Here is a 12183-nt window from a genome sequence, read left to right as displayed (position 1 = left end):
GGTGCCGAACTACCGGATCCGGATGCCACCGGTTCGATCGATTACACGAGCACCAACAACCGTTCGGCACCGAAGCAGATGACGTTGACGACTCGCGCGGTCAACGACGCTCCCGAGTTCCCCGTGTTCAACACGGTGACGTTCGCCGAGGATGTCAACGCGGACAACGCTCCTGTCTACTACGACATCTACGGTGGCGGTGTCATCGCCAGCAACGATCCGGGTGTGCATGGGTTGCCCGAAGCCATCTTCGTCAGCCGTGACACGGCGTTTGATGAACGCGGTGACGGCGCCGGTCACGCGGCGACCCAGAACCTGACGTTCACCTACTCGGCTCTGGCCACCTCGGCGCCGGCGGGAATGTTCGCCAGCGATCCGGTTCTGGACGAGTACGGCGTGTTGACCCTGATGCCGAATCCCGATGTCTTCGGTTGGGCCGTGTTCGAAATCACGGCAACCGACAACGGCCAGAGCTACATCGCGGGGGCGATGCAAGACGACTTCCGCAGTGTGACGCGAACCTTGACGGTCAACATCACCCCGGTCAACGATGCTCCGGTCACCTTCGACCGAGCTTTGGAAGTCACCGAAGTGCAAGAGTTTGCCGCCGGAACGGGTGATCCGACCGGAAACGTGGCGATTCTTCCTCTGACGCCAGACGACTTCTTGGGCGGAACCACCGAAAACCCTGAACTGGCTGAAGCCAGCGACTTCACCGACGACATCGACTACGACACGTCAACAGGCGGAGTCGAGTACGACGAAGAAGAGCAAAGTCTTCGCGTCGTCGAGTTCACAGTCGTCGACAGCGCGGGTGCCTCGGTCACGGTTGACAAGGACAACAATAACGGCGTGGCGATCACGCTCGCGACCGGTGTGATCACGTTCAACTTCGACGCCACGGGCGCCTTCACCAGTGGTGAATACTTGCCGAACGTGGACTACAACGAACAGACGCCGTTCGATCCAACGGAAGTGTTCAGCTACATCGTCGAGGACTTCGGTCCCACTCGCATCCCTGGTTCCGAGCTACCGGATCCGGATGCCACCGGTTCGATCGATTACACGAGCACCAACAACCGCTCGGCACCGAAGCAGATGACCCTGACCACTCGCGCGGTCAACGACGCTCCTCGGTTTGATCACCAGGACGCCGTCTTCATCCTCGAACGTGACGACCTGGCCGTAAGGAGCATCACCAATTGGGCGACCAATATTCGGCCGAGTGCAACGACCGCGTTGGATGAGCTTGCGACCCAGGGTGTTCGCTTCGAACTGCAGACCGGATTGTCGACCATTCCCGCTGGGCTGTTCAACACGGCTCCAACGGTTAGCGAAGATGGAACGCTACGACTTTCAACGGCTGTCGATGCGGTCGGCACGGCCTTGCTCGTGTTCAACGTCGTCGACTACTCGCTCGCCAACGCCCCCGGATTTGCATCCAAGTTCGTGCAAGTCACGACCACCATTCACGTGCAACCCGTTAACGACGCTCCGCGATTGAACACACAGTTTGTGCCGACCCCGGTTGATAACACGGCGAGCGTGGACGATCGTTATCACGTCGAGTCTGACGGAACCTTGGTCATTACGATGACCGAGGACAATCAGATCAATGGTGGCGGAACGTATCGAATCTACCTTGAGCGAGACACCGCTACGGAACGCCCCGGATTGTTAGATCTATTCGTGAGCGGACCTATCGATGAAATCAATGGCGGCCAAAATGTTGTGGGGAACCCCACGACAACTGCCATTGCACAAACATTGCAACTAACGAACTTCCCCGCGATGACCACGCAAGGTGGAACGCTAGTCCGAGGCATCGAAGCGGGCGTTGGTGGCCGCGAGTATCTCGACTACACCCCACGATTGCATCAGAACATCAATACCATCGGCAACGATCTGTTCCTGTACACGGTCCGAGACAACGGGCAAACGTATACGTTGGGATCGACCAGCTTTGAGTCGGGAATCCTCCAGAGCAATCCGTTGAGTTCAACGGGTCGGGTTCGACTGGTGCTCAAACCGGTCAACGACGCGCCTCTGTTCACGATTGATCCAGCACGGATTGATGTCGGCGGGAATGCGAAAGTCACGGTTACCGAAGGTGCGCCGGCGGGCGTGAGGTTCAATCTCCTTGCCAACGGCTCGGCAGGCCCCGCGACCGCAACCGACGAGACGGATCCGGTCAACGGACAAACCGTGACTTACCACATCACCCCTGATCCCGCCGTGGCGTATCCGGGTGCGTTCACCACACCGCCATCGGTCGACGCTCTGGGTCGATTGACTTTTGCTGCCGGCACGGACATCTCAGGCGACTTTGTTTTCAGCGTCTTCGCGATGGACAGCGGTGCAAATGACCCGGCCGGCCGTGGCGATGTGAATACGTCAACGTCAGTCCCATTCACGATTTCGATCACTCCGGTGAATGATCCGCCTCAAACCAAACCGGGTGAAGACGGAATCGTTTCCGACACGATCGCGGAAGGCGACATTGCGACAATCACCGAAGCGGAACTGTTGGCGGAATTCCAAGGCGGTCCTGCGGCGCCGGCGGGCAGCGGTGCGATCGATGAGACGACCCAAGGTCTTCTGATCGCCTCCGGTTTGCCGACTGATGGCGGCCCTGCTGTCAAGACAACCGGCGGCGGTACCATCACGCGAACCGGCTCGACGTTCACGTACACCCCGGCCCTCAATTTCGCGGGCTTGGATACGGTGGTTTATCAAATCAGCGATACCGCGACACCGGATTCGGCAAACGTTCCGGGGACTTGGCTGATCAACGTCACTCCGGTCAACGACGCACCGGACCTCGGTTCGCTCGACTTGATGCTCGGTTTACCTGAGGACATCGGCGCCGTTCGCATTGATGACTGGTTCGCCGGTGTCACCGTGGGACCTGCCGGAGATTCCGCGGGTGTGGGCCGTGCCAACGACGAGATCGATGGTTTGGGCACGATCCCGGCACAGACATTCGCTTCGATCACGATTCGCCCCGTCGCGACCGACGATCGTTATCGTGATCTCTTCCAGTTCACCGATGGTGATCTCGACTCGGTCGTGCGTCTGGAAGGAAACACGCTCGTCTTCGATGTGCTGCCGGGTGCATCAGGTATGGCGACGTTCGATGTCATCGTCACCGATGATGGTTCCAACGACGCACCCAACGTGGCCGTCGCGAGCACGAGATTAACGATCACGATTGATTCCTCAAACGATGTGCCGTCGTTTGATGTCGTCGGTGATAATCCGATCACAGTCGTCGAAGGCGACCCGCTCTACATTGCGAACTGGGCTGACAACGTCTCGGCGGGAGACACCGGGCAAACGTCCCGCTTCCTCGTGAGGATCCCAGCTGGTGATGAAGCCTTGTTCGAGGTCCTGCCCACGATCGATGCGACCGGCGAACTGACCTTCCAATTCAAGGAAGAAGCCAACGGCAGCACCGTGTTGGGGATCTCTCTGACCGATGACGCCGATCCAAATGATGGTCAGTTATTGACCAACGACGGACTGCCCGCGTTGACGTCACCTGAGGTGTTGCTGACGATCAACATCACCCCGGTCAATGACCCACCGGTCGCCAACGACAATGACTTCATGACGACCGAGGACAATGTTCTGACATTCACCATCAATGACCTGCTCGGCAACGACACGGACATTGACGCTGGTGATACGAAGACATTGGTGCAGACAGGATTGTTGTTGACCACGCTCAATGCCACGATCAACATCAATACGACCGGCGGATTGATCACCTACAACCCGCTCGGATCACCTGAGATTCAGAAACTGCGGGCGGGCCAATCCATCGTCGATACATTCCAGTATCAGATCCGCGATACGGCGGGAGAATTGAGTAATTTCGCCACCGTGCGTTTGACGATTTCCGGAGCAAATGATGCTCCGATCTTGGGCGACGACGTGATCGGAATCACCTATCAAGTAAACGCGTCAGGCGCACCGATTGCGAAATCGTTGACGATTCCTGGAAACTCGATCTTCGATAATGACACCGACATTGACGAGGGCGACGCGATCCAACCGTTGACGTTCACGGTAACGGTCCAGCCTCAGTACGGTGTGCTTCGACAAGACACGGTGACGGGCGCAGTGACTTACTTGCCGGGACCAAATTTCTTGACACTCGGCAACCGTCAGGACACCTTTGAGTACACGCTCAGCGATGCCGTCGGAACCGCGACGGGCCAACCAAGTGCTCCGGCGAGCGTGCACATCGTCGCCCGTCCGACGCCGTTGGTAACTCCGATCCGGACCGGCACGTTCAATAACGCGAGCGGTACGGGAACAGCCGTTGTCGACCTCGACGACCTGTTCGTTTCGGCAGATGGGCTCGACCTCACCAAAACCGTGATCAAGGTCAATGGCCAAAACGGTGTTGCTGTCGTCAACGCTTCCGGACAATTGGTCTACACACCCAATGCGGGGCATACCGGCGAAGACACCGTCACCATCGAGGTCGAAGACGTCAATGGTGTGAAGAGCGGTGACGTGGTCGTTCAGTTCAACACAACGGTGAATGAACGAACGAATCCGGTTTCACCGACAGATGTAAACCGCAACGGTTTTGTCACCGCATTGGATGCGTTGATGATCATCAACCTGCTCAATCGAAACCAGGGTGCGACAGCGGGCGGTATTCCGATCAGTGCCATTCCAGCTGGTGATGACAGTTTCTACGACGTCAACGACGACGGATTCGTGACGGAAGTCGATGCCCTGCGGGTTATCAACGCGTTGAATGCTCAAGGTAGCGGAAGAGCCAATGCCGAACCGCTTGCACTGCTCGCGGTTGGTTCCGACGAGACAGATGAAACCTCGGCAACGCCATCCGCACCGGTCGCGTCGATCGAAACAACCGAATCGAAATTCGTCGGAGGATCTCAGTCGGATGCTGGCAGCGATTTGCTCGAATTGATCGCGATGGATGCGGCAGGCAGCTCATCCCAGTCCGAGTCTTCGGACTCGCGGGAAGAAACCCTTGATGCGGCAATCAACGATCTGTTTTAGGTCCACGAGCTGACAGAACGATTTCTCGCGTGGAATTGATTCACGCAAGCGGTCATTAACGACAAACACCCCCTCGACTTTGCAACAAGTCGAGGGGGTGTTTTTTATTGCCTAACAGGATTGCAACGACAGTCACTCCCTACCGATTCCTCGGACCTGCGTCACACAGCTTGGCATACCGCGACTTCCCGAACGGGATGGTTCATCGGTACCGTCGCCGGAAAGTCAGTCCGCATCGTTTCGGCAAGTCGCTTCCGCGCGGTGTGCAACCGTCGTTTGATCGTTCCGACAGGCGCGTCAAACCGATCGCTCATTTCGATCAACGATTGTCCTTGCAGGTAGAACGCCTTCAAGGTTTGTTGATCCATGTCACCGAGCCGGGTCAAACCGACTCGAACGGCATCATCTCGCTCTTGCGCTTCGGCCGCCGTTTGAGGCGACGCATCATCGGCGCACGTGGACTCCAACGTTTCAGGATCACACGCCACCGACAACCGACCGCGGGTCACGCGATTGATCGCCATCCGGTGAACGATTTGCCGCAACCATCCACCGAATGCTTCGGGCACTCGGAGCTGGTCGACCTTCTGCATCGCTTGGATAAAAACGTCTTGGGCGAGTTCTTCGGCCTCATGCGCGTTGCGCACCCGTTGCATCGCCAGCGCCACGATGGCAGGCCGGTATCGCTCGAACAATTCGCCGAACGCATCTCGGTCTCCCGATTGAGCCTTCACGACGAGCTGCGCCACCGTCACCGAGGCATCCGCGACTGCGGTGCCGATCGGCAAGATAGGTGCGTGAGTGTCCGTGTTGTAAGAAATCTTCATGATAGGTTCCTCCCCAAAGACGCGGGGCATTCCAATGTTCGATCTGCCAGTGAGAATTTTCATTGATTCGTATCAGGAATCGCGATTGACTCAGGCGACCTCCGCCACACGCACTCCAGGGTGGGAGAGCCATCGGTGTCCAATTTCTGCCTTCGCTGGCATTCTGAAACCGGCAACGGTAACAGGGCCGAAAGGTAGCAATGTTGGGGCGCCGAATAGGCTCGTTGGCCTGGCGTGATGTGCGAAATTCGCCGTGATTGACCAGCACCGAATCAGGGGCAGAACGTTGTGCGAGGGGCTGCAAAAAGGGCAGCATCCATCACGTTCGGGCCGATGAAATCGATCGAGTCATCGAGCGCGGGTTCGGTTGGTCAGGCTTTAGCCTGCCGGGTTGAAACCCGTGCCTGCTGAATTCGCCGGTTTCGCGGTGCGTGACACCGAATGACCTTTGAATTCCATCACTTGGGGATTCCCCCAAGATCGCGACTGAGTTGGACACGTTAGGTCCGACTCCCACGAGAAAGCGGAATGTTTCTCGTGCCCTATGACGGCAGAGGGACTGCCGACACTGGCATACAGAGGCTTCCAAAACATCTCGCGACGTTCGACATGGTGGACCGCGAAGGTCCGCCACGCGGTATCCGCGAGTCTGTCGGTGAGGACTACGATACGTGTCGCCATTCCGCAGATACCATTGCACAAGAAGCCGCTGACGCGGGTCGCACGAATGACATTCAGGTTGGAAATTGGAGTTCGCATCGGATCCTCCCGGCACCGTTTCTTGCGGTGCGGTTTTGGAGCACAAATTGGAAAGTCAGCTCACGTGGGTTCACTTCTGTCGTGAAACCACCCCCAAAAAGGGCCGTCGGTGAGACGATTCAATAGAAGACTATTTCAGCAGAAGGTTCGCGCGGCTACTAGAAAAACTTTGAAAATTTCCAAATATGTTTCGGCAACCAGCCTCGATATCTCGCTAAAGTCATTGAGAAACACCGTGTTTCACAGCATTTTCGAGGTTCGCGGCCGAGACCGCGTGGCGGCCCGTTGCTGAGTAGCCATGTTCGATTCCGAGGAGATGGAAGGAGTCCAATTTGAAGACAAGGAGCGTTTTACCGACTGAGTATTTGTCGCTCTCTTGGGAGTCCGTCGCTCCACTCATCTTCCCGCCGGTGTGCGTGCTCTGCGGCGCAGCAACCGAACCAACCCATCCCGCCGACCGCCAGAAATCAAATCGGCAGTACGAGACGTTTTGCCTGGCCTGTGAAACGTCGCTGATCCAGTCGTCCCCGATGATGCGGACGGCGTGCGACACGTGTGGCTGGCCCAGTGGAGCTCGATCGGCGAGATCGACCCCGCGGAGAATCGGTTCCCACGCAGACGATTGCGGCGAAATCGATCAGGCGGAGGACGAGGACACCGCGAGCGAGGGTCTGCCGTGTGCCAAGTGTCATGCCCGAAAAGTCCCGCACCGATTCGACCGGATCACGCCCCTTTATCGGTACCATGACGCCGCACGTGATGCAGTCGTGGCGGCCAAATACCCCCACAATTCGGTCGTCGCCCGGGAACTGGCGATCCGATTGGCGGCCCGCTGCCACGAGCGTTGGCCGGACCTGACTGAGCAGAATCCTCGCCCGAAAGCGGCGAATGGGAACGGATTTCTGCCGGCATTTCTCTGGCGACCCGGCGTCGGTTCGGCTGGGATTTGGTCCCCTCACGGCCCGATCGTTACGAGTGTCCCCAGCCCTTGGATCCGTCAGGTTCGGCGGGGTGGCAGCGGAACACGGTTGTTGGCTCAGTACACTGCAGCACGGCTAAGGTTGCCCTACGTGACCTTGTTGCGGACCCGCCGCCAGATCGCCAAACAGGCGTTGCTCGACGATGACGCCCGCCGCGAGAATGTCAGCGGCGCGTTCTGCGTTCGTGCCGGAGCGGGCGAAAAAATATCGGGCCGAGAAATCGTTCTGGTCGACGACGTGATGACCACGGGGGCGACCGCAAACGAGATCGCGGGCGTTTTGCTGGACGCCGGTGCCCGAAAAGTCTCGCTCGCGGTCGTGGCCATGGCCTTGCGAGAAGACTAAAAATGGGAAAACTCGAACGAACCGGACCGACTTTGTCGACCTTATCGCTTTTACATCTGTAATCACGTGCTACAGTTTTCCAGGTGGCCGAGATTCTGAGGTTGGTTGGGTTTCCCGCCATCCGGTTTGACGTCAAACACTTTTCACCACGAGCCACCCCCTCCCGGCTGACTCCATGACGAACCCTCACAACCCGAATACCCATAGCGAATCGCACATGGCCGATTCCTCGGAAGAGGCTCTGTTGGCTGCCGCGCCGCCAACGGCCATGGGCGGTGCACGTCGCGCGGTGCTGCGTGGGCTCGGTGTCGTTCTGCCACCGCTGTTGACCATCGTGGTGTTGATCTGGGCCTGGAACGCGATCGAGAACTACGTCCTCGCGCCGGTCGAGTCGGGAATCCGTCACACCCTCGTTTGGAGCCTTGCGGATATCCGAGATAGCGTCCCGCAAGGTGCTTTACGCGACCCGCTCCCCGAACTCAAAGACAGCAGCAACCAACGCGGCTTTACCTACCAAGGTCTCTACTACGTTCCCGACCCAACCGGGCGCCGGTACCTGCCCGGATACGTCGTCCAAGAAGTGGATAATGAGATTGGTGCGTTTGGCCCGGGTGCGGTGGCACCTAATTCGGCAAAAGCGTACTGGGATCGATATGTCCAACTGCGATACATGCCACGCTCGGTCGTCGTGCCGGTCTTCCTGATCGTCTTTCTCTCCCTGCTGTATTTCCTCGGCAGGTTGTTTGCCGGCGGAATCGGACGATGGTTCCTGAGCACGTTCGACGCGACGATCTTACGCATTCCGATCGTAAACAAAGTTTACGGCAGCGTGAAACAGATCACCGACTTCGCGTTCGACGACCGCCAAATCGAATTCAACCGCGTTGTGGCGATCCAGTATCCGCGCGAAGGCATCTGGTCACTCGGTTTTGTTACCGGCAACAGCATGCGAGAAATCTCCGAAGCGGCTGGCGAACCGATGCTCAGCGTGCTGATGCCGACCAGCCCGATGCCGATGACCGGGTTCACCGTCACGGTTCGACGCAGCGAAGCGATCGACCTCGACTTGACGATCGACGAAGCGATTCAGTTTGTCGTCAGCTGCGGCGTCGTCGTCCCACCACAACAACGCGTGGATGGGCCAACGAAAGAACTGCCCAGCAAAGCGATCATGAACGGGACCGGGGTGAACACCTCCGTCGCAGCCCGCTGAGTTAGTTCGCAGGCACTGGCTTTGTTCGAACGCATCGGCTTTGCTTGCAGGCAGTATTCGAGTCAGCCGCGTGCGGCTCCATCGCCCCGCACACGCTGCTAGATCGCGGTGACACGTTGCACGCGGTGGTTGTTGCTGTCGAGGACATGCACTCGTCGCTGCGTGTCGATCACGACGCCCCAAGGCTGATACAGCTGCCCCGGCTCATGCCCGGGTGACCCCCACACGCCGAGACACTCGCCGTCGGCGGAAAACCGTTGCAAACGCTGGTTTCCATACTCGCAAACGATCACCGTCCCATCTCGATCGACGGCGAGATCGTAGGGATAGTGCAGTTGCCCGGGTAGGGTTCCCTCGGTGCCCCAGAGCCCGATCAGTTGCGGCGTCGGATGCGACAGATCATATCGCACGATGCGATGATTACAGGCGTCGGCGATCCAGAGCGTTTGCCCTTCGACGACGAGACTCTGCGGACGCAAAAAACGCCCGGGCTCTTCGCCGGTGCCTCCCCAAGAGGCGATGAATTCTCCGTCGCTCGAAAATTTCTGAATTCGATCGGACGCACCGTATTCGCCGATATAGATTTGGCCCTCCGCATCACAAACCGCGTCGGTCACGAAAGCGAACTCGCCGTCCGCGGATCCTTTGACGCCTCCGATCTGTTGATCGTGTTGCAACTCGCCCTCGGTATCAAAGACCAACATCCGGTAGTAGTGCGTGTCCGCGACGAGCAACCTCGGATCCGCCCGCTTATCGGGCCGCACATCGAAGGCCAATCCCGTGGGGCGTCCATTGGCCGTATCGGGAACTTTCCAGGTGCGGAGGTGGTTGCCATCGGCATCGAAGACTTGGATCCGCCCGGTTGTGTCGACGATATACAACTGGTCATCGGGGTCGATCGTGATCGCCCTGGGTTTGAGAAACCGGCCGTCACTAAGCCCGCGTCGCCCCCACACGAGATCCACGCGGCCTGGACCTCCGGTCGCCACGCACCCACTCAGAGGCATCGCCAGCGGAGCCGACGCCATCGCGGCTAGCATCGCCAAGCACTTTCGTCGGTTCGGACTTTTGTCGCATACTGGATCGGCTTTACTCATCGACATAGGATAACCGACCGGCCACATCCGCCACGGCTCCGGTCCAAAAGTTCATCACTAAAAATGAGCTTCCCCACTTTTTGCCTCTTTTCGTAACCGCGAATGATCTACGACCTGCAGCAAACCGATGACCCACGAGACATCGTCCACCGCAGCGTCCAGGCACTCGTGGAAGGCGAGGTGATCGGGATCCCCAGCGAAACGGTCTATGGCGTCGTCGCGAGCTCGTTGTGCCCCGAAGCCGTCGAACGTGTCGCCGCGATGGTGGACGCCTCGAGCGTGGCTCCTGGGCAGTCAGCGGGCGGAAAAAACACCAGCGGGGGGACAACCCTCGGCCAAGTCGCCCTCTGCCTGCGGAGCAGCGACGCCGCCGCCGATTATCTCGTTCCCCAAACGCGTCTGGCTCGCCGCCTGAACGAGCGATGCTTTCCCGGTCCGCTAACCCTGATCGCGTCCTGTGACGCCAATATTTCGGCGGCGGGAATGCTGCCCGATTCGGTACGTGCGATCCTCCATCGCTTTGGCAGCGCCGCCGACGGTGCCGAGGATGCCGGTTCTCAGAGCGAGATCGCGTTTCGTGTCTCCAACCACCGTTTGCTCAGCCACATCCACCGCTATTTGTCGGCGCCTCTGGTGTGGGGTGAGTTCTCGCCTGCTGGGGGTTCGGCGATTTCGACGGCGGAGAAATTGAACCAGCATCTGTCCGAAATCGTGGGCGACAATCCGTTACCAGTGCTGCTCGATGACGGGGTGAGTCGTTATGGTGGAATGGGAACAATTGTCCGAGTGTCAGGAAATTATTGGCATATCCTCCGCGAAGGGGTGATCCAGCGAGCAGCTATGAACCAGTTTGTGAAACCAGTCATTGTCATCGTCTGTACGGGCAACACGTGTCGCAGCCCGATGGCGGAGACCCTCTTGCGAGACCTTCTGCACCGGCGTTTCGGGCGTGAAGACGTCGCCAGGGTGCTCTCCGCCGGCGTGGCGGCCCAACGCGGCAATGGGGCGAGCCCCCAGTCGGTCGAGGTGATGGGACGTCGTGGATTGGATCTGACGGGGCATTGCAGCCAACCGCTCGATGATCCGTTGATGTCGATGGCGGATCTCGTTCTGACCCTGACTCGGCGACACCGGGACGCCATCCTGGCGGCTTGGCCTGACCGTAAGGACCGTGTTTTCACCCTTCGCCGCGACGGGGGGGACGTTAGCGACCCCGTGGGCCTGCCCGTTGACATTTACGAGCAGTGCGCCGACCAAATTCGAGACGAGCTGGAAAAGTGGCTCAACGCATTAGATGACGATTTTTTCCCAATAACATCTGACACGGAACCTCCCGAGGGCCATAATGAGCCCGAACCCACGGACGACACGAGCCATTCCTGAGGAGGATTATTTTGAGAGTTGGTATAGCGAGCGATCACCGCGGGGTGCATATCAAGGCGAGATTGCTGCAAACTTTGACCGCCGCTGGCTTCGACGTCAGCAACGAAGGCACCGATTCATCGGAACCGGTCGACTATCCGGATTTCGCAATGAAAGTCGCCGGGCGGATCTCCAACGGTGAGCTCGATCGTGGGATATTGATCTGTGGCACTGGAATCGGCATGTCGATCGCAGCCAATAAGTTTCCGGGGGTTCGGGCAGCGTTGTGTTATGACGAAGTCATGGTTGAGATCTCTCGGCGACACAATGATGTCAACGTGCTATGCCTTCCGGGGGACTTGATCGGCGAACGCCCGATCGATGACCTCGTGCTGATGTGGTTGCGTACGGAATTCGAAGCCGGACGACACGGCACTCGCGTCGACAAAATCTGCAGCTTGGAGTCCACCGTGAACACCACGTCCGAACAGTCGACGGATTGCACGCCGGCTCAAAAATCGTCCGTCACTTCTCGAGCAAACTGAGCTGGGGCATCT

8 protein-coding genes are annotated in these 12183 nt (G+C 58.5%); 5 read left to right on the top strand and 3 right to left on the bottom strand.

All coding sequences use genetic code 11. The features are described from left to right. On the top strand, positions 1–5043 hold a 5043-nt coding region (locus NB063_RS24530; RefSeq protein ID WP_250931663.1), incomplete at its 5' end, for a tandem-95 repeat protein. Positions 5044–5204: 161 nt separating this feature from the next. On the opposite strand, the gene NB063_RS24525 is transcribed toward NB063_RS24530, so the two are convergent. Together NB063_RS24525 and NB063_RS24520 are read right to left on the bottom strand one after the other, a co-directional pair. Beyond that, complete coding sequence (locus tag NB063_RS24525) at positions 5205–5870, bottom strand: RNA polymerase sigma factor (protein ID WP_250931662.1); 666 nt, start codon at positions 5868–5870, stop codon at positions 5205–5207. Positions 5871–6248: 378 nt separating this feature from the next. Continuing rightward, positions 6249–6629: a hypothetical protein gene (locus NB063_RS24520; RefSeq protein WP_250931661.1), complete on the bottom strand. Its 381-nt coding sequence runs from the start codon at positions 6627–6629 to the stop codon at positions 6249–6251. Between the two features lie 332 nt (positions 6630–6961). On the opposite strand from NB063_RS24520, the gene NB063_RS24515 reads away from it, so the two are divergent. Both NB063_RS24515 and NB063_RS24510 read left to right on the top strand, forming a co-directional pair. Next, a complete protein-coding gene (locus NB063_RS24515; RefSeq protein WP_250931660.1) occupies positions 6962–7954 on the top strand; it encodes a ComF family protein in 993 nt (330 codons plus the stop codon). Between the two features lie 217 nt (positions 7955–8171). Next, positions 8172–9167 (top strand): DUF502 domain-containing protein, encoded by a 996-nt coding sequence (locus tag NB063_RS24510; RefSeq protein ID WP_250931667.1) that lies wholly within the window; start codon positions 8172–8174, stop codon positions 9165–9167. 98 nt (positions 9168–9265) lie between these two features. Here NB063_RS24510 and NB063_RS24505 read toward each other — a convergent pair whose 3' ends face one another. Beyond that, on the bottom strand, positions 9266–10270 hold the full coding sequence (locus NB063_RS24505; protein ID WP_250931659.1) for an NHL repeat-containing protein: 1005 nt from the start codon (positions 10268–10270) through the stop codon (positions 9266–9268). Positions 10271–10366: 96 nt separating this feature from the next. On the opposite strand from NB063_RS24505, the gene NB063_RS24500 reads away from it, so the two are divergent. Further along, on the top strand, positions 10367–11647 hold the full coding sequence (locus tag NB063_RS24500; RefSeq protein WP_250931658.1) for an arsenate reductase/protein-tyrosine-phosphatase family protein: 1281 nt from the start codon (positions 10367–10369) through the stop codon (positions 11645–11647). A gap of 8 nt (positions 11648–11655) precedes the next feature. After that, positions 11656–12171, top strand: a complete 516-nt coding sequence (rpiB, locus tag NB063_RS24495; RefSeq protein WP_407652707.1) for a ribose 5-phosphate isomerase B — start codon at positions 11656–11658, stop codon at positions 12169–12171. Positions 12172–12183 lie beyond the last annotated feature (12 nt).

This window comes from Aporhodopirellula aestuarii (genome assembly GCF_023701485.1).
Classification (GTDB): Bacteria; Planctomycetota; Planctomycetia; order Pirellulales; family Pirellulaceae; genus Rhodopirellula; species Rhodopirellula aestuarii.
The sequence above is the reverse complement of the archived record's forward strand: the minus strand, read 5'-3'. Positions and strand labels throughout refer to the sequence as shown.

What these genes read in the sequence shown, in the direction of transcription:
- NB063_RS24525 (WP_250931662.1), bottom strand. Translation starts at nt 5,870, where the DNA reads ATGAAGATTTCTTACAACACGGACACTCACGCACCTATCTTGCCGATC.
- NB063_RS24520 (WP_250931661.1), bottom strand. Translation starts at nt 6,629, where the DNA reads ATGCGAACTCCAATTTCCAACCTGAATGTCATTCGTGCGACCCGCGTC.
- NB063_RS24510 (WP_250931667.1), top strand. Translation starts at nt 8,172, where the DNA reads ATGGCCGATTCCTCGGAAGAGGCTCTGTTGGCTGCCGCGCCGCCAACG.
- NB063_RS24505 (WP_250931659.1), bottom strand. Translation starts at nt 10,270, where the DNA reads ATGTCGATGAGTAAAGCCGATCCAGTATGCGACAAAAGTCCGAACCGA.
- NB063_RS24500 (WP_250931658.1), top strand. Translation starts at nt 10,367, where the DNA reads ATGATCTACGACCTGCAGCAAACCGATGACCCACGAGACATCGTCCAC.